16 protein-coding genes and 1 pseudogene are annotated in these 23,983 nt (G+C 66.6%); 5 read left to right on the top strand and 12 right to left on the bottom strand.

Annotated elements, in window-relative coordinates; all coding sequences use genetic code 11:
• Positions 1–26 precede the first annotated feature (26 nt).
• The gene (locus ABNX08_RS32335; RefSeq protein WP_022537257.1) at positions 27–491 is read left to right on the top strand and encodes a low molecular weight protein-tyrosine-phosphatase; all 465 of its coding nucleotides are present in this window, start codon (positions 27–29) and stop codon (positions 489–491) included.
• The gene (locus ABNX08_RS32330; RefSeq protein WP_022537256.1) at positions 488–2,722 is read left to right on the top strand and encodes a polysaccharide biosynthesis tyrosine autokinase; all 2,235 of its coding nucleotides are present in this window, start codon (positions 488–490) and stop codon (positions 2,720–2,722) included. The genes ABNX08_RS32335 and ABNX08_RS32330 overlap by 4 nt, the downstream gene beginning before the upstream one ends.
• 381 nt (positions 2,723–3,103) lie before the next feature.
• Here ABNX08_RS32330 and ABNX08_RS32325 read toward each other — a convergent pair.
• The 8 genes and pseudogenes from ABNX08_RS32325 to ABNX08_RS32290 form a co-directional block, all read right to left on the bottom strand.
• Positions 3,104–3,693 (bottom strand): annotated as a pseudogene (locus ABNX08_RS32325) (transposase); the annotation flags it as partial.
• Positions 3,694–4,026: 333 nt separating this feature from the next.
• Positions 4,027–6,462 carry a polysaccharide biosynthesis tyrosine autokinase gene (locus ABNX08_RS32320; RefSeq protein ID WP_022537254.1) on the bottom strand — a complete coding sequence of 812 codons (2,436 nt, stop codon included), beginning with the start codon at positions 6,460–6,462 and terminating at the stop codon, positions 4,027–4,029.
• A 107-nt stretch (positions 6,463–6,569) separates the two neighbouring features.
• Positions 6,570–7,292 carry a Crp/Fnr family transcriptional regulator gene (locus ABNX08_RS32315; protein WP_022537253.1) on the bottom strand — a complete coding sequence of 241 codons (723 nt, stop codon included), beginning with the start codon at positions 7,290–7,292 and terminating at the stop codon, positions 6,570–6,572.
• A gap of 357 nt (positions 7,293–7,649) precedes the next feature.
• Complete coding sequence (locus tag ABNX08_RS32310) at positions 7,650–9,929, bottom strand: hypothetical protein (protein ID WP_022537252.1); 2,280 nt, start codon at positions 9,927–9,929, stop codon at positions 7,650–7,652.
• Complete coding sequence (locus tag ABNX08_RS32305; RefSeq protein ID WP_022537251.1) at positions 9,926–10,909, bottom strand: DUF1839 family protein; 984 nt, start codon at positions 10,907–10,909, stop codon at positions 9,926–9,928. The genes ABNX08_RS32310 and ABNX08_RS32305 overlap by 4 nt, the downstream gene beginning before the upstream one ends.
• 751 nt (positions 10,910–11,660) lie before the next feature.
• Entirely contained in the window at positions 11,661–11,939 is a 279-nt protein-coding gene (locus ABNX08_RS32300) for a hypothetical protein (RefSeq protein ID WP_022537250.1), read from the bottom strand.
• Positions 11,940–12,206: 267 nt separating this feature from the next.
• Positions 12,207–12,686, bottom strand: a complete 480-nt coding sequence (locus tag ABNX08_RS32295; RefSeq protein ID WP_022537249.1) for a response regulator transcription factor — start codon at positions 12,684–12,686, stop codon at positions 12,207–12,209.
• Positions 12,687–13,095: 409 nt separating this feature from the next.
• The gene (locus ABNX08_RS32290; RefSeq protein WP_022537248.1) at positions 13,096–13,905 is read right to left on the bottom strand and encodes a response regulator transcription factor; all 810 of its coding nucleotides are present in this window, start codon (positions 13,903–13,905) and stop codon (positions 13,096–13,098) included.
• 634 nt (positions 13,906–14,539) lie between these two features.
• Here ABNX08_RS32290 and ABNX08_RS32285 point away from each other — a divergent pair.
• Entirely contained in the window at positions 14,540–16,258 is a 1,719-nt protein-coding gene (locus ABNX08_RS32285) for a phage integrase family protein (RefSeq protein WP_022537247.1), read from the top strand.
• Between the two features lie 266 nt (positions 16,259–16,524).
• Here ABNX08_RS32285 and ABNX08_RS32280 read toward each other — a convergent pair whose 3' ends face one another.
• Both ABNX08_RS32280 and ABNX08_RS32275 read right to left on the bottom strand, forming a co-directional pair.
• Positions 16,525–17,541 (bottom strand): ParB/RepB/Spo0J family partition protein, encoded by a 1,017-nt coding sequence (locus tag ABNX08_RS32280; protein WP_022537246.1) that lies wholly within the window; start codon positions 17,539–17,541, stop codon positions 16,525–16,527.
• A gap of 2 nt (positions 17,542–17,543) precedes the next feature.
• Positions 17,544–18,203: an AAA family ATPase gene (locus ABNX08_RS32275; protein WP_022537245.1), complete on the bottom strand. Its 660-nt coding sequence runs from the start codon at positions 18,201–18,203 to the stop codon at positions 17,544–17,546.
• Between the two features lie 380 nt (positions 18,204–18,583).
• Here ABNX08_RS32275 and ABNX08_RS32270 point away from each other — a divergent pair, with 380 nt between their 5' ends.
• Positions 18,584–18,787 carry a cold-shock protein gene (locus tag ABNX08_RS32270; protein ID WP_006159056.1) on the top strand — a complete coding sequence of 68 codons (204 nt, stop codon included), beginning with the start codon at positions 18,584–18,586 and terminating at the stop codon, positions 18,785–18,787.
• Positions 18,788–19,008: 221 nt separating this feature from the next.
• Here the strand turns inward: ABNX08_RS32270 and ABNX08_RS32265 are convergent, their stop codons facing one another.
• Together ABNX08_RS32265 and ABNX08_RS32260 are read right to left on the bottom strand one after the other, a co-directional pair.
• A complete protein-coding gene (locus ABNX08_RS32265; RefSeq protein WP_022537244.1) occupies positions 19,009–20,103 on the bottom strand; it encodes a replication protein RepA in 1,095 nt (364 codons plus the stop codon).
• A gap of 1,701 nt (positions 20,104–21,804) precedes the next feature.
• Positions 21,805–22,008: a cold-shock protein gene (locus ABNX08_RS32260; RefSeq protein WP_022539866.1), complete on the bottom strand. Its 204-nt coding sequence runs from the start codon at positions 22,006–22,008 to the stop codon at positions 21,805–21,807.
• Positions 22,009–22,417: 409 nt separating this feature from the next.
• On the opposite strand from ABNX08_RS32260, the gene ABNX08_RS32255 reads away from it, so the two are divergent.
• Complete coding sequence (locus tag ABNX08_RS32255) at positions 22,418–23,788, top strand: NCS2 family permease (RefSeq protein WP_022539865.1); 1,371 nt, start codon at positions 22,418–22,420, stop codon at positions 23,786–23,788.
• Positions 23,789–23,983 lie beyond the last annotated feature (195 nt).

The following is a 23,983-nucleotide window of genomic DNA, read 5'->3' as shown; positions in this document are numbered from 1 at the left end:
AAATCGAGCGAGTCACCGAGCCAAACATGGTCAAGACAATCCTGGTCGTCTGCGTGGGCAATATCTGCCGCAGCCCGATGGCGGCCCACCTGCTGCAACAGGCGGTGCCGTGGTGCACGGTCACTTCCGCCGGGCTCGCGCCGCCGGTGGGCGCGCCCGCCGACCCGCGCGCGGCACGCCTGCTGGCGGGTGCCGGCATCAGCCTGCGCGAGCACCGCGCACGCGCCATCACCGCCATCATGGTCAACGCGGCCGACCTGGTGCTGGTGATGGACAACGAACAGCGCGACGAACTCGAGTTCCTGTTCCCGCAGGCGCGCGGCAAGACTTTCCGCCTGTGCGAGTTCCTCAAGTCAGACGTGCCCGATCCGTACGGCTGCTCGATGAGCATGTTCACGATCGTGCTGGAGCTTATCAGGCAGGGCATTGCGTCATGGTCGGCACAGCTCGAGGCCACATCGCCGGTCAACACCCACGGAGAGGCATCATGAGAACGGTTGGAAACCGGGAAGACATCGCTCTTGGCCCGGAAGAGCGCGGCAAGTCGATCGATCTGACGGCATACCTGGACGTGCTGATGCGCTACCGATGGAGCTTCCTCGCCACGGTGGCGCTGGTGGTGGGCGTCGGGCTGGCCTATGCGTTCCTGGCCAGGCCTGTCTACCGCAGCGACGTGATGGTGCAGGTGGAGGAATCCAACAGCACGGGCAACACCAGCAAGCTGACGGCCGGTATCTCGCCGGTATTCGACCTCAAGCCCGCGGCCAGCGCCGAAGTGGAGCTGCTGCGCTCGCGCATGGTGGTGGGCAAGGCGGTGGACAGCCTGCGGCTCGATATCGAGGCGACGCCGCGCTATTTCCCGGTAGTGGGCGCCGCGCTGGCGAGCTTCAACCCGGAGCTGTCCAGCCCGGGCCTGTTCGGCTGGGGCGGCTTTGCGTGGGGGCATGAGTCGATCTCGGTGTCGCGGCTGCATGTGCCGGCCACGATGGAGGGCCGCCAGCTGTTCGTGACCTCCCTGGGCAATGGCAACTACCGGCTGCAGTTCGCCAGCGACAATGCCAGCGCCACCGGCAAGGTCGGCACGCCGCTGGCCGTGGCCACCGCCTCGGGCGAGGTCACGATGCTGGTCGACCGGATCGACGGCAAGGCCGGCGCGCGCTTCGTGGTGCGCCAGCTGCCGCGCAGCGCCGCCATCGCCAAGCTGCAGGACCGGCTGGTGATCAGCGAACGCGGCAAGCAGAGCGGCGTGATCGGGGTGGCGCTGGAAGGCGATTCGCCGCAGATGACCGCCGCGATCCTCAACGAGATCGGCAACGCCTACGTCGACCAGAACGTGCGTCGCAAGGCCGCCGAGGCCGAGAAGTCGCTGGCCTTCCTCGAGCAGCAGCTGCCGCAGCTGCGCCAGCAGGTGGAGACCGCTGAATCGCGCTATAACGCCATGCGGAACCAGCGTGGCACCATCGACCTGAGCGAGGAGTCGCGGCTGATCCTGGCGCAGTCGGTTCAGATCCAGACCCGCTTGCAGGAACTGAAGCAACGCCGCCAGGAACTGGCCTCGCGCTTCACGCCCAACCACCCGGCGATCACGCTGATCGACAACCAGATCGGCAGCCTGACGGGCCAGCTCAACGGCGTCTCCGGCCGCATCCAGAAGCTGCCGGATGTGGAGCAGAACGTGCTGCGGCTGATGCGCGACGTGAAGGTCAGCACGGAGATGCTGCAAGGCCTGCTCAACGACGTGCAGCAGCTGAAGCTGATGAAGGCGAGCAAGGTCGGCAACGCGCGCCTGGTCGATCTGGCGGAAGTGCCGGTGCGCCCGGTGAGGCCGAACCGCGAGATGATCGGTGCGATCGCCGTGCTGCTGGGGCTGATGGCCGGCGTGCTGCTGGTGATCCTGCGCCACTCGTTCGACGGCGGCGTGGCCGATGCCGACGAGATCGAGGAGAAGACCGGCATGACGGTCTACTCGACGATCCCGTTCAGCATGCAGCAGGCGCGGCTCGAGCCGGAGGGCAAGAGCCCGCAGGGACTGCTGGCGCGCGAACATCCGGACGACCCGGCTACCGAGAGCCTGCGCAGCTTCCGCACCGCGATGCAGTTCGCGCTCGCCGGCAGCGGCAACCGGGTGGTGGTGTTTACCGGGCCGGCGCCGGGGGTGGGCAAGTCCTTCGTCTGCTCCAACTTCGCAGCGATCGCCGCCAGCGGGCGCCGCGTGGTGCTGGTGGATGCCGACCTGCGCCGTGGCGAGTTGCATCAACGCTTCAATGACAAGCGCAGCCCGGGCCTGACTGAACTGCTGATGGGCGCGCCGCTGGACCGCGTGCTGCGCCGGCAGGTCGCTCCGGGGCTGGATTTCATCCCGACGGGCACGGAGCCGCCGCACGCGGCCGACATGCTGTCGAGCCCGGGGATGGATGCGCTGCTCAACGAATTGCGCTCGCGGTATGACCTGGTGTTGCTGGATACGCCGCCGGTGCTGGCGGCCTCGGATGCGGGCATCCTGGCCAGCAAGGCGGGGGCGGTGTTCCTGGTCGCGCGGGCGGACAGCACCACGGTGGACGAGTTGCTTGCCTCGCGGCGCGAGATCCAGAAGGCGGGGATCGATGTGAAGGGGGTGTTGTTTAATGGGTTGAAGGTGGAGGGGCGGTGGTATCGGTCTCACTATTACTTCGGGAAGTATCGGTATCTGAGCAAGTATGGAGCGCAGGCTAAGCGGGCCTGATGCCTCTGGTTGCTTTCTTGATGGATTCGCCGCCCCGTTGGGGCGGCGAATTGCATTTTTGGATGGGTGCGGGGCCGTGCCTGGCGGAGAACATCTGGTCGTTGGTCGACAGCACGCGAAGCTGGTGTCATGTTGTCGTCGGTCAACCGCTTGGTTCCGCCCTCCTGGGCTGGTCACTTTTGTCCGAGCGACAAAAGTAACCAAAAGCGCGTCGCCTGCGGGTGGCCTTGCGGTGATTTCCGTTCTATGTGGTCAGCCGTTCAACCCCGCTACGCCAGGTGAGTGAGTGGCAGTGCCTTGCGAAGGCCGGGCCTGTCAGTTTTTTTGTGTGCAGGGCAGTTAAAGGCTCACCATCATTTCGACCGGTGAGCCAGCATTATCTCAACGATGTGGATGGGTGAAGCGTTCCTCATAGAGGATCGCAAACTGGTTCATGGCGGCCTTCCAGTCATGCGTTGAACTGCCCCACTTCCCGGTGATGTTGCGCGGGGCCAGCCACAGCAGCTTGGTCGCCGCCTCATCGCTGGGGAAGTGACCCCGTGTCTTGATGATCTTGCGCAGTTGGGCGTTGATGCTCTCGATCGCGTTGGTCGTGTAGATGATCTTGCGGATCGCCGGCGGGAACGTAAAGAACGGGATCACCTGGTCCCACGCGCGACGCCAGGATGCGGCGATCGGGGTGTACCGCTTGCCCCATTCCCCTTGCTAGAAGGTCGCCAGCTCGGCCAGCGCAGCCTCCACGGTGGGTGCGGTGTACACGGGCTTGAGCGCCGCCGCCACGGCCCGGCGCTCCTTCCAACTGGCATATTCCAAAGGCCATCGGTCACCGCGATCAGGATGTCCTGGGTGCCACGGGTCTTCAGGTCGTTGAACACCTTCATCCAGAACTTGGCGCCTTCGGTGGTCTCGATCCACAGGCCCAGGATGTCGCGGGTGCCGTCTGGCAGCACGCCCAAGGCCAGGTAGGGCGCGTTCATATAAGTGACCCGCCCAGGAGGGCGGAACCAAGCGGTTCAACAGCGAAAACATGTCACCAGCAGCGAAGCCCGTCGAGCATCGACCAGATGCCTGCCTCAGGCACAAGCACACAGACGCGGAGGGTACCGAGCGGTTCAACAGCGACAACATGTCACCAGCAGCGCATGCCGTCGAGCATTGGCCAGATGCCAGGCCGCAGGCACAAGCACACAGTTACAGCCCCAACACCCACCAAAACAAAAACGCCGCTGCCAGCGCAAAAATGCCCCGGCAACGGCGATTCCAATAGCAGTACCCCCTCCGCAGAAACGGGTACGCTTCCCCTCTCACCCCTGTTTTTTCTCCCCTTGTTCGAGGGCCGGCACCCGCACCACACTAGCCGGCAACGGCATCCCCAGATAAGGATTGATCGTATTGAAATCCGTCCGGTTGCTACGCCGTGGCATAACCCCATTGAGGATGCCGCCAGCCAGCCGCGCATTGGCATGCGCCAGCCGCTTGAGCGTCTCATCAACCTGCGCCGTAGCCGTGACATCCGCGCGCACCACTACCAGCGTAGATCCTGCCAGGTTGGCAACAAGCGTGGCATCGGCCACCGCCATCACCGGCGGTGTATCGACCAGCACCAGGTCAAACCGCCCCGCACACAACCGCAGCGTCTCAGCCAGCGCCGGCAGCATCAGCAGCTCCGACGGATTGGCCGGGGCCACGCCACGGGTCAGCAGGAACAGCCCGTTGACCACGCTGGGCTTGACCGCGTCAGCGATCGCGGTGCGGCCTGCCAGCACTTCGGCCAGTCCCGGTTCGACAGGCTGGTCGAACCAGTCGGCCACGCGCCCGCGCCGCAGGTCGGCGTCGACCAGCAGCACGCGCTGGCCGGCTTCGGCGAACAGCACCGCCAGGTTGACCGCCGCAAAGGTCTTGCCGGCTCCGGCAGCAGGACTGGTGACCGCCACCACGCAGTTGGGCGCATCGCGCAGCGTGAAATGCAGTGCCGCGCGCAACGTGCGCAGACCCTCCACCGCCAGCGAATGCGGCGCGCGGCGCGCCAGCAGGTAATGGTCGTGCAGGCCGTGGCGCAGCAGCCGTTCGGCGCGCGCGTGCTCGCTTTCCGGCTCCGCGGCGGTGGTCGCGTCGATCACGCTGGTGGTGGGCTCGGGCCAGCCCAGTCGCGCGTTCGGCGGCAAGGCGAAGCCCGCGGCGATACCCAGGCGGCGCTTGCCCTCGATCTGGCGCTCCAGATCGGTCTGCTCGTTGCTGAAGGCGATATCGCCCAGCATGGCCATGCCCAGGCGCTCCTCCGCGTCGGCGGCGCTGGCCACCGAGGGGCGCAGGCGCTGCCGCAGGTTGATGCCGGCCACGCCCACGCACAGCCCGAGCAACGCGCCCGCAAACGCGAACGGCCAGGTGCCAATCCCGCTCGGCGCGACCGGCGCAATCGCGGCATCGACCACGCGCAGCTGGCTGGAGCTGTCGGAAAGCATCAGCGAGAGCTGCTCGACCTTGTTGCGCAGGGTCATGTACATGTCCTCGGCCACCTTGACGTCGCGCGTGAGCGCCACCGATTCGCGCTCGGAAGCCGACAGGCTCTGCATGCGCGCGTCGATCTCGGCGCGTTCGCGGATCATCTGCTGGATCTGGCTGTCGACGGTGCGCACCTCGTTGGCCTCGGGCGTGAAGCGCTGCAGCAAGCGCGTGCGCTCGATGCGCAGCGCGGCGATCTGGCGCTGGTACTCCATGCTGTTGTTCAGGAAGGACTGCGCGTCGCGGCTGGGCTGCAGCGAGCCGGTGCGGGCGCGGTAGCGCGCGAGCGCTTCCTCGGCGCGGGTGAGTTCGGTCTGAACCCGCGGCAGTTCGCTCGACAGGAACGCGAGCGTGCCGGCCGCGTCCTCGCGCCGCTTGGTGGTCTGGCCGTCGATATAGGCGCGCGTGACACCGTTGACGAGGTGGGCAGCGAGCTGCCGGTCGGGATACTGCCAGCTCACGCGCACGGTGCCGCTGGGCAGTGCGGTTGCCGCGGCAGCGCCGCCAAGGCTGGCCGGGATCTCCGCACTTTCGCTCTCCACCGTGAGCCCGCGGCGCACGGCTTCGGCGGTTTGCGCCAGGTCATGCCGCGTGAGCGTGAAGCGCGTGCCGGGGCCGGCCTCGATCTTGTCCACGCGCAGCATGATGCCATTGCCGCTGGCGGTCTCCCCTACGCTGCCTTCGAGCAGCAGCGCGTCCTGCTGGAAGACGCGGTAGCGGCCCTCGCGGCGCACTTCGAACGTGAGCGGCTGGTCCACCAGCTGCTCGGGCACGGTCATGCTGTCGATGACAAGACGCTCGCCGCCCCAGGAGTAGCCCAGGCTCGCGGGCCAGGTGCCGCCCAGGTGCCCGGGCGTGGAGAAGCGGTCGAGCAGCGCGCCCACCAGCGGCGGGCGCAACGGCTGCGCGGTGATGTCAAGCCGCAGCCGCTCCACCACCGGCCCGACCACGGCGCGGCTCTTGAGCAGGCCCGCATCGAAGCCGGCGGCGCCCTGTGTCTGCGCGACGCTGCGCGCGCCGCCGTCACGGCTCTCCACCTGCACCAGCGCCTGCGCGCGGTACTGCGGCGGCGCCGACAGCGCCACCAGCGTGCCCACGGTCGCGCCGGCTACGCCCACGGCAACAATCCAGCCCATGTGGTCCATCAGTACGCGCGCCTGGCGCGTCCCGGCCGGCTGGGCTTCGCGGCGGGGGGCGACACCTTCGGCCGGTGCACCGGCATATGACAGTCTGCTCACGGGTACTGCTCCTGAAATGGGATCAGCGCGGCGCTTATCGCGCCGCGCGTCGTCAGCCGTGCCTTGCCGGCCTTGCCGGTCGGGCAGGCTGGTCCGGCAGGTGCCGCTCAGGCGGTGGCCAGTGCCGGCAGCAGGCGGTCATATTCGCGCTTGACCAGCTTGTAGCACTCGCATGAGTGCTTCTCCAGCCCGCAACGATCCAGCACGGTGATATGGCCGCGGCTGTGGTGGATCAGGCCCAGGTCCTCAAGTTTGCCGGCGGCTTCGGTCACGCCTTCGCGGCGTACGCCCAGCATGTTGGCAATGACCTGCTGGGTGATCACCAGCTCGTTGGAGGCGAGTCGGTCGATGGCCAGCAGCAGCCAGCGGCACAGCTGCTTGTTGAGCGAATGATGGCGGTTGCAGGCCGCGGTCTGCGCGATCTGCGTGAGCATGGCTTGCACGTACAGCAGCGTCACACGCTGCAGCGTGTGCATGCGCGGCAGTTCGTTGCGCAGCATGCGCGCCGGGATGCGGTAAGCCAGGCCCGGGCTGCGCACTTCCACGCGGCTGGGCATGGTGTCGCCGCCGGTGACCACCGGGATGCCGACCAGGCCCTCGTTGCCGACCGCGGCGATCTCCACCGTCGCGCCGTCTTCCAGCAGCGACAGCAGCGACACCACCGCCGTGGTCGGGAAGTAGACGTGGACGATGCGTTGACCGGAGTCGGTGAGCAACTCGCCGGCGCGCAGCCGGACCAGCTCGAAGTGTTGTGCCAGCGTTTCCCACTCGCCGCGCGGCAATGCGCTGAGCAGGTAATTGACATGCAGATCCGATCGATGCGTAATCATTTTCGTACCCCCCTGTCCAAGCCCCGTGTTCGGGAACCACCTACTGCCGGCACGACGCGCCGCCACGGATGGAACCGGGCCTTTCCGCCTTGCCGCACAGCGCCGGCATGGGCCGGCATGTCTCCTGTCCGACTACTACCGCCCGCGGCGCCGCCGACCCTGGCTGCGGCGCTGAGTGCAAGCCAGTGACTCTATTTAGCGCCATGGCAATGCACTTCGACAGTAGGCGAACGGTTGGGAAGCGCTCATCCATCGGGAGGTTGGCCGGAAAGGCGATCACCGCGCGCGTGCACGCCTGCGGCCATGGGCCGGCAGCAGCTCGAGCATGGCTGCAGCGGGCAAGGAGGGGGGCGAGACTCAGCCGTAGCGCACGGGCGAGGGTTGATTCATGGCCTGAACCTCCCCTGTCGGCATGATCCCGGCGCCGGCGCGGGCCGGGCCATCATGCATAAGGCGGATATGGCGTGTGGCGCCCGGCGCGAGGTCAAACCAGTCCTGTGCCGCGCGCCAGGCGCGATCATCGATATGCACGCGGTGCGCGAAGCAGGTGGCGGAGACTTCCAGCGACCAGGCCTGCGGACCGCCGCGCAATACCGCGTGCAGGCCTGCCGTGGGCAACGTGGGCACGCTGCCGGGCGGCAACCACGTGGCCTCGGCCAGGCGCTCGCCGCTCTCGGCATCGGCAAGCGTGGCGAGCAGGATCGTGCCGGCCGCAGCAGGCAGTGCCAGCGTCGCCATCGCCACGCGTCGCATGCCGCGCGCCGGCAGCGACAGGCGCAGCGCGCGGCGTGCCGTCACGGCCTGGCCATTGCCCACGCAGCACAGGTCAAGCACCACGGCGAGGGCCGAACCGGTTTCATTGCGCAATGTCAGCGCGGGCGTGCCGGCTGCATCGGGCAAGAACACGGCCTGCACCGGTCCGCAATGCTGGCGCACCGCATGCCAGCCAGACTTGGGGCGCCCGCAGGCATCCACCAGCCCCGTGCCGCAGCCCGGCTGCGGATCGCGCAGGCGCGGCAGCAGCAGCAGTCGGGTGGCGGACTGGACGGCGGCCGCGGCGGCATCGGCGAGCACGTCGGCGGCGAGTGCGCGCGACAGCATCAGGTAGCGTTGCGGCGCCTCGCGGCGCAGCTGCGGTGGATCGACGCCGTAGCGCGCGCGCAGGCAGAGGTCGCGCAGGTCTTCCGCATCCCACGCATGGCCTGCCTGGCGCGGGATGCCGGCCTTCCAGCGTGCGTCGTGCGGCGAGGTCGCCGGACCTGCCTCGGCAAGCGTGCGCGGGCATGGCACCGCGGCGATCGGTGCGAGGGTCGACGCGATGGTTGACGAGCCAGCCGTCGGGACGGCCGACGCGACGCTCGAAGCAGCATCGGCCAGCGCCGCGGGCGCGCGCCAGACCAGCATGCCGAGCGCGTCGCAGGCGCGGTAGAAGCCCTCGCCAGGACGGCAGGCCGGATCGTCATCGACCACCACCAGGTTCAGGCCCGCATCGCGTGCGTGCGCGAGCCAGCGCCCGGCGGCCTGCATGTCCGCCACCTGCGGCAGGTCCTGCGCATCGAGCAGCACGCCGCGGCAGAACACCGGCACGCCGTTGACGCGCACGCCCTGCGCCGCCCCGGCACGTGACGGAGCGACGTGTTCGCACCAACCCGGGTGCCGCGCCGCGACCTTGGGAAAGGTCACCGCGCGAAAGCCGGCAAGCCCGCACTCGACGCTTTGTCCTGCCACATGGGCGCGTACCCGGTACAGGAACGGTTCGCCATGCGTATGCGGCCACCATCGCCGCGGGTCATTCACGCGCACGGTGCCGGCCAGCGTGCCGGGGCCCGCCGGCGTGAGCTGCCCAGACACGGGGCGCGCGCCACCAATGATTTCGAAGCGGCCCTGCGCGACAGCGCCTGCGGACACGCACACGGTCAGCGTGAGCGAGCCGGTATCGCCGTCCAGCGCGGTGGCAATCGATGTGGTGATCGCTATCGTGTTCGATGGCGCAACGGCGGCGATGGCCGTGTCGGCGCACCGGGTATCGCCGGGCGGCGCGAATGCCAGCAGCTCGAGCGGCTGGCACGGTCCCACCGCATGGAGCGGCAACGCGTGCGCAACGTAGCCGATGACCTGTGTCGATGGCATCGATGGCGCCGGCCTGCCGCCGCGCCAGACCAGCGCGGCGCACCCGGCATGCATCCGCGGACGTGGCGCGCGAAAGCACAGGTCGAGCGTATTGGCGCCGCACAGTTCGATCTCCGCGTCGCAGATGTCCGGGGCGTGGCCCGCACCGATCACCAGGCGGCCGTTGAACCAGGCCTCGGCGGCGCGATCCAGTCCGCGCAGGCGCAGCAGGCGCCGGCCGTGGCCGGCAAAGCGCAGGCGGTACCAGTAGTCGTGCTGGTGCAGCGGACTGGGCGCGCCCTCGTCCCAGCGGCCCGCGGCGCGCATCGCCGCGGCCACGCTGCCGGGCACCGGCGCCGGCAGCCAGCCGGCCGTGTCGTCCAGCACCGCGGGGGAGTCGGCGGCGCCAGGCAGCGTCTGCAGCCAGCGCCACCGGCCACACAGCGGCGCCGGATCGCCCGCTGGCTGAGGCAACGCGGGCGCGGCGCGCGGCACCGGAAGGGGAGCGGCCGCGCCCGGCTCGTTCACCGTGCGTGCTCACCGAAATGCGCGGCCAGCACCGGCACGCTGGCCTGGTATGAGGCTTCGAGCTGGTCCAGGCAGTCTTCGCAGCGGTCGGGCTTGCGGCTGATCACCGCGCGCATCAGCCGAAACTGCATCACCATCGCTTCCGAGGCCATGGTGTAGCAGGCTTCGGCCGCCTTGTCGGGCACCTCCTGCCCCTGCATCATCAGCCAGCGCAGGTAGCGCGCCAGCAGCTCGAAGTTGGCGCCGAGCTGGCGCAGCACGCCGGACGCGTAATGGTGGAAGCCCGGTTCGCCGCGCGCCATCAGCCGCTCGAGCTGTTCGGGAAAGGCGGCGCGGAACAAGGTCAGGGGGTTGTCCAGCGGACGGTTGCCCAGGTGCAGGCGCAGCAGCGCCAGCGATGCATCGAGCAGGGCCTCGTCGGGGCGCGCGCGCACGCCGCGGCGGACCCTGTCGGCATGCGTGAAGGGCAGCGTCTCGGCGCCGCGCGCCCCGGGAGCAAGGCGAAAGATCGCGGCGTAATCTTCGCCGCTGGCGGTGTGGTAGCCGTCGGTATGGTAGTAGCCGACCGCGCCGGCCTCGGGGATCAGCACATCGATGGCGATGCAGGTCGGCGTGCGATGGCGCTGGTAGCCCGCGCCGGGCGGCGGCGGCAGTTGGCTGCTGTCGAGCTCCAGCACGACGATATGGCCGCGCGCGGTCTGCGCCGCCACGTGCGACTCGAGCGAATCGTATAGCGTGAGTTCATGCATGGTCAGGCCATACAGTCGCTCCAGGTCGGCCGCCGGAAAGCGGCACTGCGTGAAGTGGTCGGCCTCGAAATCCTGACGCACCGCGCAAGGCAGTGCGGCGACCGGTGGCATGTCGAGTCCGTGCAGCAACTCGATCCACAAGTCGACATGGCAGTTGACGTGCGCCCACACTGGGTTGCCGCCGCGCAACCCGGGTCCGCCACGTCCACGCATCTTGGTGTCGCCGTACACTAATGACCTCCGCGCCTGCCCTGCCGTTCCATTTGCGGGTGCGCACGGCAGGCGCCGGGCTGGTGCCCTTGCGCTTGCAATACGGCAGCCCGTGCACTGACTCCTGTCATGCTCGCCTCTCCGCCAAACACCGAGCCAGATACTTGCGCCATCGGTCGTGTTGGCGATCTTGGCGCGCACCATTCAGCGCAGTCTGTTAGACGGCGCACAAACTCATGAAAACCCCGCGAGGCAGGCATCGCAGCGCCGCGGGGCAGCCGCGGCGCATGCAGTGGCTATGCAGACGTGCAGCGGGATACAAGGCATCGCCGCGCGAAGTTCAGATGGTTCAGCCGGTTCAGATGCACTCAGCCGCATGCGTGGGGCGCATGGTGCTTCTGGTTGATGGAGGCGCGCGTGCCGATTGGATATCGTCAAGGGGACGTGTGGGCCGGCAGTATCGCCCGCACGTCTTCAAAGCCCGCATGGTCCCCCGGTCGGCGGGCTTCTTTTTTGGGTTTCGGCATTGACGGGGCGAGGTGTCCGCAAGCGTCGTGCGGGCGTTGCCGCTGCCGCTGTCGTTGCCGATCTTCGCCGCGCAGCGGGCCAGGGCGCGCAGCGTTCAGGTACGCACGCGCAGTGGGCTCACGCAAGTCACGACCAGTGCAAGCGCAAGCCCCGCGGCACGCCTTGCGCGTGTCGCGTTGCATAGGCGTTCAGGGAGCATGCGTGCTGCGTACGCAGCGTTCGCCGTTCGGGGTGCTCAGGGCATTCAGGGAAGAGATGCGCCCGGCAGGCGCAGACGATGCTGGGCGATGATCAGTGCCCTCAGGCTTTCCACGCGCAGCTCGGCTTCACGTTCGCCGGCCTCGCGCGCGGCTTCGGTGGCGGCGTGCTCGCAATCGAATCGCCGTCCATGCAGCTCGCCCCGATACAGCAGCGGCTGGTCGCCCACGCCCGCCAGCCGGATCTCGAAGCAGCAGGCCCACTTGCCACGGCCCTCGCGCACGGCGAAGCCATGCACGACCAGGCATTCCATACCGCCTTTCATACGACCCCCTTGCATCCCGGCACAGTGGGCCTCTTACGGTGGGGCCGCTTACGTGCCTGGCGCTTTCCAGCATAGCTCGCGCGCGGCGTGGGCGCCCTCATCCGCTGGCCGTAATCCTGTTGGTGCAGACAACCAGTGGCCTGCTCTGCAGGGGTTGTCGAACCCAGGGCACGCGCGTGGCGGCGTCAGCGTCGAAGCGATGGCAGCGACGAACTGGGACGCATGGCAGGCATCCCCGCCATGTCATGGCCGTTGCGCAACAGGACGCTAGGCGCTGGTCGCGGCAATGCTGTCCGATGGCGAGGCCGGCAGCAGCGACAGCGCCATGCGCGGGAAGCACTGTCCGCCGGCCCATACCAGCGCGGTCGCGGCGCAGACCAGTTCCGCAGGGGCGGGCACGGCCAGGCAGCCGCTCGCGCCCAGCAGCGCGGCATGCACGATCAGCGAGGCATCGAGGTGGTCTGACAGCACCAGCCAGCGGCGCGGCGCCAGGCGTACCTGCAGCTGATCAAGCAGCTTGCGTGGATCGCCCTCCATCCCGCTGCAATCGATCAGCGCGACGTCGGCGGGGTCGGTGTCTTCGCCCCCGTGCAGCGGGGTCGGATGGGCTGCGGCTGTCAACGGACCGGGCTCGTGCAGCCATTGCGGCGCGCGCCACCGGATTGGGCGCGGCAGGCCGAGCGCTTCCAGGCGCCGCACCAGGGTGCGGCACATCATTTCATTGCTGGCGATGAGGTAGGTCGGCATCGATTCGGCGTGGCATCCGGCTGCCGTTGCGCGCGCAGGTGCGGGCGTGAGCGCCGGATGGTCGAGAGGTCGGATGGTCGGAAGTACGGAGATTCAGACGGCGGCCAGGTCGATCCGGGCCCCGACGGCGGCCCGGCGACATCCGCGGCACCGGGCATAGCCAGGCGCAACGAGTGTCTCCCTGTCAACGTAGCAAGCGCGGACGGGCAGCGCCTCATGCTTTTGGATGAGGCTTGCTCATCAAACGGATGACACTGCGGCGGCTTGACCTCTGGTGGTGCCCTTCCATCCGCCCGCAGCGCTGCGGCGGCGGGGGGATGAGGCTGACGACCGGCCCGAAGGCCGACGATGGGGCGCGCCGTTGCTTCCCGTGCCGCCGCCCCGCCGCTCCCTCGCCGCATCCGATCCTTCAGGCAGCCTGGCAGGTCCCGGCGGGCCTGGCGGCGGCCGGCGGGCCGGCCCAGTCGAGCGTGGCACCGCGCTGCAGCGCTACGTAGACGGCTTCGCCCTTGTTGCGCACATGCAGCCGCTGGTAGAGCGTGCAGGCATGCGTCTTGGCCGTGGCAATCGAGATATTGAGCAGCCGGCTGACGGTCTTGATCGGATAGCCGCGTGCCAGCAGTGCCAGCACTTCGTACTGGCGCTCGGTGATATTGAGCAGGTGCGCGCCTGCCGAAGGCGTCTCGCTCGCCTGCTGAGCCGGCGCGGCGGGTACCGCTGGCCTGCCATCGCCGCGGACCGCATGCAGTGGGATCACCACCGGCGCCTGGGCCGTGGCATCGACCACCAGCGTCGGATGCGCGCCAGCGCCGCCGGGGGCTGTCTCGCACTGCAGCTGGGACGGAAAGCACTCGCCGCCGGCCAGCACCAGCCGTACCGCGGCATCGAGCGCCTCGGCACTGGCGGTCTTGTGCACGCAGCCGCGTACCGGCACGGGCAGCGCCGGGCCGGACAGCACCGCGTTGGGCTGGTCGGTCAGCAGCAGCACGCGCCGCGGCCGCAACTGCTGGCACAGCGCATCGAGCTGGGCCCAGCCGGCGGCAGAGTCGGCCGGAAGTCCGTAGACAAGCAGATCCGCGTCGATCAGCCAGAGGTCGGGGTCGATCGGCGCGAGCGGATCGAAATCGATAAGGTCGCCAGGGAGGTGTGCTTGTGCCAGGAGATGACGAAGCCCCAGGCGCAGTAGTGGATGGTGTTCGACCAAGAGGATGCTGGCCATGGCCGCTCTCCTTCTTATTGATTTCGGCAAGCACAGGCTCTGCGAAGACCTGCGTTTGCTGTTGGAACGGCTGCCGCTATCCTGCGATTGGCCTTTCCATACGATCCCGCCTGGCTCCTGGCCGGTCGCAGCTTCCCGTCGGTTGCCGCTGCCGCCCCTTCCCATGGAGGTGCCGGATCGCCCCGTTTGCGCCCGTTCGGACGTCCCCGCCTGGGCGACGATTCACCCTGACGCTTATCGTTGACTGACGCTTTAGAAACTATTCAAGTCAGATTTAAACAAATCTAATTCTGGTGTTCAGCTTATGAAACAGGCTCTGCAAAAGCAAGGCTCTGTTGCATCGCGGCGGGTTTTCCCCGACCCAGGGCCGGCCGACCCTGAGCCGGCCCATTGGGCTGAGCATACGCACGCAAAGAGACGTTTGGTGCCGCTGCGGGTGCCCCGACTGCACGTAAAGTCGCATAGAATTATCGGCATTGCGTTTTGCTGTGCATTTCGGGTCGGATGGATTTGCGGCAATTTCAGGTGCCTTATAAATCAATAAGTTACCGCAGGTACCGCGCCCAGCACCTGCCAGCCCGAAGTCAGCCAGATTTGCCCCGTTCGTTGCCCTGACCAATTCATTCCGACGCCCATGTTGCCTCGCATCGAGCCGATCAGCCTGACCCGTTCCGAGTTTGCGGCAGTGCGCGCCTACGTCCAGGGCATGCCCGCGCCGATGGTGGTGGGCCGCTACCTGTCCGACGACAGCGACGACGACGATGGCGGCGAATCCGCGCTGCGGGTTCTGCTCGGCCTGCGCGACCGCATGGTGCAGCTGGCCCATCTGCATGGGCGCCAGGATCTGGCCGAACTGCTTGTGGCCGGCCCCGGCCGTTCCAACCGCGGCATGGACCGGCGCGTGGACGCGCTGGCCGAACTCGAACGGCTTGGCACCGCGGCGCCGCGCCCGGCGCATGGCGTCGAACTGTGGTTCGGCCCGGCGCTGGCGCGCCGCCTTCGCAGCGGCCTTATTGTTAGTCTTAAGTCACTTATTGAGCTAGTGAACCGGCGCGGCACCGCCTGGTGGCGCAGCGTGCCGCGGATCGGGGCCCTGGCCGGCCACGCCATCAACCGCTGGCTGGCCGAGCATCGGCAGGCTATCCGGGACGACAAAGGGCAGCCGTTGCTGGCGCAGCATGTCGGCAACCGCGAGCCGCTGGCGCACGGCCCGCTCTCCCCGGCCATGGCCCGGCTGCTGCCGCTCGAACTGATGGCGGCTGCAAGCGACGCGCCGCCGGACTGCCCGTTTGCGTCGGGCGTCGGGATGGTACGGCACTGGCTGCAGGCCAGCGGCGACGCCGGCAGCGCCACCTATGCCGCGTATCGCAGGGAAGGGGAACGCCTGCTGCTATGGGCCGCGATCGAGCGCCGCAAGGGCCTGGCCGTATTGGACGGGGACGATCGCCTGGCGTACCAGGCGTTTCTGGCCTCGCCTGAGCCGGCGTCGCGCTGGTGCGGCCCGCGTGCGTCGCGTCAGCTCGCGGCCTGGCGGCCTTTTACGGGTCCGCTGGGCGAGGCCAGTATCCGGCACAGCCTGCGGGTCCTGGCCGCGTTGTGGAGTTGGATGGAGCGCAGCGGTTATGAGGTCGCAGCGCGGTGGCAGCCACCGGCGGCGCGCGCGCTTGTGGTCGAGGATGTGGGCGCCATGCCAGGGAGCGCCGGTACAGGTGAACCGGGAGAAGGCGCCCCACCGCGCCTCGGTGCTGCTGAGTCGGTTGGTTCGGCCGGACTGGTCGATGCCGCTGCGGCGCTGGATCCCGCTGCTCCGACCGAGCCCGTCGGTCTGCTCGAACCCATCACCGTCCCGGGCTGCCGACGCGCTGACGATGCCGCGCTTGGCCGCTTTGTCGCATGGCTCGACGTGCAATCTCTGCATCCGGACGGCATGCGCTACCGGACGGCTGCGGCGGCGCTGGCGCTGATGCGTGAACTGCAGCCGAGGCTGGCGGAACTGGCCAGCCTGCGTGCGGTGCAATTGCTGCACGATTGCGGCCCGCTTGGCGCCCAGCCGCACAACGCCACCATGCGCGTCAGCGATGGCGCCCTCGCTACGCTGCGCCGGCACTGGCAGGACCGGCATCTGGATCTGGATGCGGCGCTTGCCCCGGACTCCGGGCTGGGGGATGTGCCCCTGCTGGGCCCACCCCGCTCGCCGCCTACCCGACGCGCCCAGCGCAAGCGCGAGGCGGACAAGCATCCGCCGTATTCGGTGCGAGGCCTGCACGCCCTGCTGGCGGCCGCGATTGCGCATTACCGCGAGCAACAGGACGGGGCCTTTCCCGTGCGTTCGCCGCGGGATCTGATTGGGTGATACGGTGATCTGGCTGCAGGCGGAGTTGCCAATGGCGGGCTACCGTTGGGGGATACCGGTGAAGACCGTGGTTGATTCCGCCGTTGGGAGCTGTAGGTGAGGCGCGGCGCTCAGAGTTGGCGCTCCGCCCGGCCGGTAAGCTGCTGTCGGGCTCGCGGTAGTGCTTGGCCGCGCCCCGAATGAAAAACGCCGGCCTCCATGCCGGCGTTTTTCATTCGGGAGCGGTGGGCCGTTGCCAGCCACCCGCGCGGGTCATCCCCTACGATTCAAAGCAAGGTCTTGTCCAGCCCGAAGCGGGCTTTCAATGCTTCCACCAGCGCCTCGCGCGCGCTGCGGTCAGACAGCTGGACGTCGAGCATCACGCGGCCCGAGTCCCATTCCTTGATAGTCCCGAGCAACTGCCCGCTGTCAGTCCGGATCTTGTATTGCCGGCTGATTTCCTTGACTTTGCGCGCCTTGCCTTCCTGCGCGTGCTTGCGGATCGCTTCGACTTCCCGGCTCGATAGGCCGTCATTGATGATCCGCGCCGCCAAGTCCCGCGTACGTTCCTCGCCGACCAGCTTGCAGTACAGCGTCAGCTCATAGCCGGCCGCGATGCCGATGGCGCTCGGGCGTTCGCGCATCACGCCCAGTACGGAGTCCGGCAGGCGCAACAGGGCCAGTGTCTTGTTGACCGTGCCGGCCGACATGCCGGTCAGCTCGCAGATCTCCTCTTCCTTCTGGACCTTGCCTTCGTCCAGCAACTGGCGCCACGCGATCGCATTGTCGAGCGCCGACTGGTCCGAGCGCTGCTCGTTGAGCATGAACGACAGCCGGTAAAAATCCAGGTCGCTCAGATCATCTTCGACAAAACATTCCATCTCGAGCTTGCCGGCGGATGCCAGGGCTCGCTTGCGGTAATGGCCGTCGATCAGGATGTAGTGGCCGGGACGCGCCGGGTCGGGTGCGGCCAGGCCCGGGGTCTTCTGGCCGTGCGTGGCGATCGACGCCGCGCGCTCCTGTACCACGGCGGGGTCGTAGATGCGCCGCGCATTGAGCGGGTTGTCATGCAGCTGGGCCAGCGGAATCCGGACGAGCTGGCGGCCGGAGGCTGCGACATCGCTGAAACTTTCAGCGCTGAAAGCGGGCGAGCCGTCGGCCGCCCTACCCTGCAGCAAACCGTTCGGGTGCTGGGAAATAGCTGCTTCAGCGCGCGCGAAGCGGTCAAGCGTATCACTGCGGCTCTTCTCGGCCGCCATGCCGGCGAGCATGCCGGCCTTGAGGCTTTTCAGTTTTGTAGCCATGCCTATTGCTCTATCAAAGACAACACTTCGTCGACCATCATGTCGACCTCCTGCACCGACTCGCGCGCGCCGACGACGCCGTGCACGGTGCAGCCGATCGCCTGGCATTCGCGGAATGCCGAGCGCGATCCGATCATCGAGTTCATCAAGGGCACTTCGCCGTCGTCGCCAAGAATCTCAAGGGCCTGCCGCGCGATCGAAACGCGTCGCTGGACCATATTGGCCATCACGCGAATAAGCAGCGATTCATTTTGTACCTGCGCATGCTGCGCCAGCGTCTTGGCTGCCACGGCTGCCCACAGATCCGGCGGCGAAGGCACCACGGGAATGATTGCCAGATCCGAGATCAACAGCGCACTGGACGGCGCGGCGGAATGCACCGCCGGCGGGCAATCCACCACGATGTAGTCGTAATCCTGGACGAATTTGCGAACCTCGCGGTGCATGGCGCCGCCCGAGGGGGCCAGTCCGATCACCGACGCAGGGAATGGCCGTTCATCGCTGGCCTGGGCAGCCCAGCGCGTGGCCGTACCTTGTTCGTCCATGTCCACCAGCATCGAGCGTGCGCCGCGCAGCCCAAGGGTGCCGGCCAGGTGCATGCTGACCGTGGTCTTGCCGCAACCGCCTTTCTGGTTGAAGACCGTGATGATTTTGGCTGCCACTGCGACCTCTCTTTCAGCGCTGAAAGCGCGGTTTTGACCTAAGGCGCAACTTTAGCCAAAACCAAGTGACGCTTCAACCGTTTTCCAAATTAACAAAATAAATGTTGCTATATCGAAAATCGGCGAATCTGCGCCGCAATGTATCGCGTCACGCGAAGCACCGTAAAATTGCTTGAAATGCCGGCGGGAATGTGCCTAAAGTATCTGTAGTGCGCATTACGCCGCACATGACACCGCAATGCAAAGTGGTTATGATGCGCGCTACAGTCGAGTCAAGTCGTGTCAACCTCGTCGGCTTCCGTTCGGTATCTACGAGAACTCAACGTGCTTGAACGGTTGTTTGCGTTGTGTACAAGAACTTGCTTCGAAAGGAAATTCCTATGGCAACCGGTACGGTCAAGTGGTTCAACGAGACCAAGGGCTTTGGCTTCATTACCCCGGACGACGGTGGTGCAGACCTGTTCGCGCACTTCTCGGAAATCCAGGGCTCGGGCTTCAAGACCCTGAAGGATGGGCAGCGCGTGACGTTTGAAGTCAAGCAAGGTCCTAAGGGCCTGCAGGCTTCGGCAATCAAGCCGGCCTGATCCAGCCTCGGCTGACCCCCCGCCCGTTGCGGACTTGTCCGCGGTGGGCAAGCAAAAAAGGCAAGCGTTCATCGCTTGCCTTTTTTGCTATCTGCGGCCGCTGTTCACGTTGGCCGGCCACGGCGTGAAGGCCGGCTCGGTCTGGATCGCCCCGCTGGCCCGGCCGATATCGGCCGACCCTTTCCGCCCTGCAGCAACCGCGCAAGCGGTCGCCCGAACTCTCAGCCCAGCTTGCGTACGCTGGTACGCGACGGCTGCAGGATCAGCGCCTTGGACGAGTCCGCATCCACCTTCGCGCCCGGGTACACCACCAGCACGTCTTTCAGTGCCTTGCGGAACAGCGCGCGGAACTTGCGCTCGCTTTCGGTTTCGGTGCCGAACTGCATCTGGAGCGCTTCCCACGGGATTTCGGTGCGGCGCTGGATGGTGAAGAAGCGATACGTCAGCCACGAGTACACGTCCAGCGCGAACGGCGACTGCTTGAGCGCCTTCAGCGCGCGCATGTCGACCGGCACCGGCCGGTTGACCAGCTCGTTGAAGAACGGCTCGGACAGCACCACGAAGCTTTCGAACATCGAGCCCTGGCCGGGCTGCATCGGATCCCACCAGGTCGACAGCTGGTCGGCGAGCAGGTAGCCGACGCGGTCGATCGACAACGGCTCATGGTTGGGATTCTGGTTCTGGGTCGGCGTCGACTTGTTCTGCACGATGGCAATGGTCGCCGAGAACAGCCGGATCATCTGCTGGCGCACCAGCGTCATGGTGCCGCGCTTGCCGCCGGTGGCCATCGGGATGCCGAGGTTGTACATGAACTCGGACAGCGAATTGCCCAGCGAAATGCGCCGGTCCTCCACCGTGCCGGTGAATTCGCCGCGCTTTTTCTTCGCCATGATCTCCTTGCCGATCCAGGCGAGCATCAGCCGGGGATAGGAGCCGTAGGGATAGCCGAGCGAAACGGTTTCCGACACCAGCTTCTGGCGGCCGTTGGCGGCGCGCTCCGAGCGCTGTTGCGTGAAATAGCCCGGCTGGATCATCAGCGAGATATTGCCGCTGGTGCGTGTCCACACTGGCGGCGCGCCCTTGGGCGCGCGGTATGGCAGCGTGACCTGGACGCTGGCGCGGCTCAGGAAGCCCACCTCGCCGCTTTGCCAGGCGTCTTCACGCTCCATGGCCTGGGCCTCGTCGAACAGACGCTGGAATTTCTCGGACGGAATCAGGCTGTTCTCGTTGCCGGGAACAATGATGCGGGAGGACTCGGCGTCCAGGTCGAGGACACTTCGGTCCCCCGTGGCGGCCGGGGAGCGTTTGATGGGCATATTGGCGTGCTTCGGATTACCCGCCTTTGTACTCGAAGCAGCAAGGCTTGTCACGCAGAAACAGGTACGCAAGGTGCTGGCATTGCTTGCCCTGTTTTTTGCAAGCCGGAGGATCCAATGGCTGGTCGCATGGTGGCGGACGGTGGGCAACCCGGCAGGGTTGTCCACGGTTCGCCAGCCATCCACTACCAGTAAACGATACCGATACGGGTTAACTACTTGTAAACCGTATACGTGAAGTTCAGCGCCTTGATTCGTAAGGGAAAAAACAACCCCCGCGAACCCGAATCTGCGGACGAACGTACTCGATTCTGCGAAGGGGCGAACCTGTATCTGCGGCAGGCCGAACCCATATCTGCGGCAGGCGCGTACTGGTTTCTGCGGGGATAACCTGGGTGTCCCACAGGCTTGTCCACAATGGCGAGGGGTGAAAGCGTACCCGTTTCTGCGTGCGGCGGACCGGTATACGCGGTTTACCTGCCATTCCCTGGTCGATTCCGGTGGATATCTGCGCCGGACCCTGGTTATCCCCGCAGAAACTGGTTCGTCGTCCTGTCTGCCGCCGGCGCCGCTGCCGGCAAAGCGTACCTGTTTCTGCGTGCCGTGCCCCGAAAGCGTACCCGTTTCTGCGCGGGTCCTGAATCAGCGTCTCCCGCCACAACTGCGTACCCGTTTCTGCGCCGTACCCATTTCTGCGAAAACGCCACAACACGGGGTTGGCTGCCCAGCGTACCTGTTTCTGCGTGCCCGCAGGGGCGCTCGTTGCACCGACCCGTACCCGTTTCTGCGTGCGCACTTTGGCGAATAGAGCCGGGAGTTGGCCCGAGTTTCTATGATACACATGATTTATAATAAAAGCTAGTACTTACACTCGACGTATACGTAGCTGCTTGCCCAAATAGCGCCGCGTACCCGTTTCTGCGTGTGCCAGCGGCATAACCGCCACAGCCACCCACGATCGCCGCATGCCGCCACGGTTGGCCGTACCCGTTTCTGCGGCTCGCGGCCCAGCTTCCGGACGTTGCCGGCGTACCTGTTTCTGCGAGGCCGTTCGATATCTGTACTGGCAAGGGGGGCTGCCTCGGTACAGCAGCGACCGTACCCGTTTCTGCGTCGGCCGAAGTGTGGATATGTCGGCACAGGCAAGACGGCGTGGCGCGTCTTTGGTGGTGATGGATTTGCAACGCGCTTGAGGCGCGTACCCGTTTCTGCGGGACTGGAAGGTGGTGGCGGCGGTCGCGCGGCAGCTGGGCGTACCCGTTTCTGCGTGTGGGAGTTCTGCGCAAAAGTGGCAATGGCGGCCCGGGCGTACCTGTTTCTGCGAGCAAGAAGGCCAGGGCATGCCACCGGTGCTGCAACAATGCGTACCCGTTTCTGCGTCAGGCTGAGGGTCTAATGCTGAGGGTCTGGAGAACTCAAGTCCCTTGGCAATTCAGGCGGGCCGCCAGGCGTGGCGTGACAGTCTCGCAACAGTGTATTGGCACGCGCGATGCGGGGCCTGTTGACCGGCTGTAGACCTGCAGTTCTGGAAGGGCCAGCCGAAAGCACGCACGAACAGGTGCCGGTGGGAAGAGTGGCGAGCGCCGCCAGACAGCGCCCACTGCCGTACGAAAACGCGGGGCGCTAAAAACAAAAAACCCCGCCACGGGGGCGGGGTTCTCACGTTGTGCGGCGCGCACGGAGCGCGCCGGCGGTCAACGCTTACAGCGGGGTGATGTTCGCGGCCTGCAGGCCCTTCGGGCCATTCTTGACTTCGAACTGCACGCGCTGGTTTTCCTGCAGCGACTTGAAGCCGTCGGAGCGGATTTCCGAGAAATGGGCGAAGAGGTCGTCACCACCCGCGTCCGGCTTGATGAAGCCGAAGCCCTTGGCGTCGTTGAACCACTTGACGATACCGGTTTGCATGATTTGCTTTCCAGAAAAAGGACATAAAAGATCGCATGACGAACACGTCATCCGACACGGGGAACTCAAGGAAAGGACACCATGGACAACCGAAGTACCAGACGGTGGCTAACGAATGAACTGTTGCCTCGTCACTTGAATCTAGCCGGGTTTATACGGGGGATTGCCGCCAGCGTCAAGCTGGGGGCGGCCCCAAGGGCGCATGCGGGAGCGCAGCCGGCTGGCGCTGGCAGCACCGGCGGCCGCTGTGGGATCATCACGCCTTTTGCATATCGCTTATTCGCCCGCGCCAGCGCGCAGCGGGGCTGGCGTGGACCAGAGTACGCTTGCCGCGTAGTGGGCCGATGATGCCATCACCAGCAGGCGCAGCAGCCGTCGCGGACACGATAACGATATCAGGAGACCATTCATGTCGATCCCGGAACCCGCTTCCAAGCCGGGCACGTCTTCCGCCAATCCGCCCCAGCCGCACGCCGCGCCTTCGCTGATCGAGCGCGTGTTTAAGCTGCGCGAGCACCAGACCAATGCCCGCACCGAGATCCTCGCCGGCATCACCACGTTCCTGACGATGGCGTACATCATCTTCGTCAACCCGTCGATCCTGGGCGACGCTGGCATGCCCAAGGACGCGGTGTTCGTCGCCACCTGCGTGGCCGCGGCGATCGGCACGCTGATCATGGGCTTCTACGCCAACTACCCGATCGCGCTGGCGCCAGGCATGGGCCTGAACGCCTACTTCGCCTACACCGTGGTCAAGGGCATGGGCTTTGCGTGGGAGGCCGCACTCGGCGCGGTCTTTATCTCCGGCTGCCTGTTCCTGCTGGTGACGCTGTTCCGCGTGCGCGAGATGATCGTCAACGGCATCCCGCATTCGATCCGCGTGGCGATCACCGCGGGCATCGGCCTGTTCCTGGCGATCGTCGCGCTGAAGAACGCCGGCATCGTCACCGCTAGCCCGGCCACGCTGGTGACCATCGGCGACCTGCACCAGCCCCCGGCAGTGCTTGCCATCGTCGGCTTCTTCGTGATCGTGGCGCTGGACCACCTGCGCGTGAAGGGCGCGATCCTGATCGGCATCCTGCTCACCACGCTGCTGAGCTTCGTCTTTGCCGGCAACACATTCCACGGCGTATTCTCCGCGCCACCGTCGCTCAGCCCCACGCTGTTCAAGCTCGATATCAGCGCGGCCTTGTCGATCGGCATCATCAACGTGGTGCTGGTGTTCTTCCTGGTGGAGCTGTTCGACGCCACCGGCACGCTGATGGGCGTGGCCAACCGCGCGGGCCTGCTCAAGGCCGGGCGCATGGGCCGGCTGAACAAGGCGCTGATGGCTGACAGCACGGCGATCATGGCGGGCTCGTTCCTCGGCACGTCGTCCACCACCGCGTATATCGAAAGCGCCTCGGGCGTGCAGGCGGGCGGCCGTACCGGCCTGACCGCGGTGACCGTGGCAGTGCTGTTCCTGGCGGCGCTGTTCATCGCACCGCTGGCGGGCACCGTGCCTGCCTATGCCACCGCACCGGCGCTGCTCTATGTGTCGTGTCTGATGCTGCGCGAGCTGCTCGAGATCGACTGGAACGACGTGACCGAAGTCGTGCCCGCGGTGATGACCGCGCTCGGCATGCCGTTCACGTACTCGGTCGCCAATGGTGTCGCGTTCGGCTTTATCAGCTACGCGGCGCTCAAGCTGCTGACCGGGCGCGCGCGCGGCGTGCCCGTGATGGTGTGGATCATCGCGGCGGTCTTTGTCTTCAAGTTCTATTACCTGCCGGGTCACTGAGCCATGGGCACGTACGGATGAGACAAAGGGCGGGACATTGCAGGTAGTGCAGGACAAAGAAGGGACGGCGAAAGTCGTCCCTTTTTCCATTGTCTTGATGGCGTCATCCCGATGCAGTACCTATGGCTGGTGCTGGCCGCGTATTTCAGGGGGCTGTCCGAAACCTCATTCCGTACCCGTTTCTGCGTACCCCCT

The sequence above is a fragment of the Cupriavidus sp. DF5525 genome (assembly GCF_040149425.2).
GTDB lineage: Bacteria > Pseudomonadota > Gammaproteobacteria > Burkholderiales > Burkholderiaceae > Cupriavidus > Cupriavidus pickettii_A.
Note: the sequence above shows the minus strand (reverse complement) of the source record. Positions and strands in the feature narration are given on the sequence as shown.

Bases quoted from the DNA above. Each gene is read 5' to 3' on its own strand.
- ABNX08_RS32335 (WP_022537257.1), top strand. From the start codon at position 27: ATGGTCAAGACAATCCTGGTCGTCTGCGTGGGCAATATCTGCCGCAGC.
- ABNX08_RS32330 (WP_022537256.1), top strand. From the start codon at position 488: ATGAGAACGGTTGGAAACCGGGAAGACATCGCTCTTGGCCCGGAAGAG.
- ABNX08_RS32315 (WP_022537253.1), bottom strand. From the start codon at position 7,292: ATGATTACGCATCGATCGGATCTGCATGTCAATTACCTGCTCAGCGCA.
- ABNX08_RS32300 (WP_022537250.1), bottom strand. From the start codon at position 11,939: ATGAAAGGCGGTATGGAATGCCTGGTCGTGCATGGCTTCGCCGTGCGC.
- ABNX08_RS32295 (WP_022537249.1), bottom strand. From the start codon at position 12,686: ATGCCGACCTACCTCATCGCCAGCAATGAAATGATGTGCCGCACCCTG.
- ABNX08_RS32290 (WP_022537248.1), bottom strand. From the start codon at position 13,905: ATGGCCAGCATCCTCTTGGTCGAACACCATCCACTACTGCGCCTGGGG.
- ABNX08_RS32285 (WP_022537247.1), top strand. From the start codon at position 14,540: ATGTTGCCTCGCATCGAGCCGATCAGCCTGACCCGTTCCGAGTTTGCG.
- ABNX08_RS32280 (WP_022537246.1), bottom strand. From the start codon at position 17,541: ATGGCTACAAAACTGAAAAGCCTCAAGGCCGGCATGCTCGCCGGCATG.
- ABNX08_RS32270 (WP_006159056.1), top strand. From the start codon at position 18,584: ATGGCAACCGGTACGGTCAAGTGGTTCAACGAGACCAAGGGCTTTGGC.
- ABNX08_RS32265 (WP_022537244.1), bottom strand. From the start codon at position 20,103: ATGCCCATCAAACGCTCCCCGGCCGCCACGGGGGACCGAAGTGTCCTC.
- ABNX08_RS32260 (WP_022539866.1), bottom strand. From the start codon at position 22,008: ATGCAAACCGGTATCGTCAAGTGGTTCAACGACGCCAAGGGCTTCGGC.
- ABNX08_RS32255 (WP_022539865.1), top strand. From the start codon at position 22,418: ATGTCGATCCCGGAACCCGCTTCCAAGCCGGGCACGTCTTCCGCCAAT.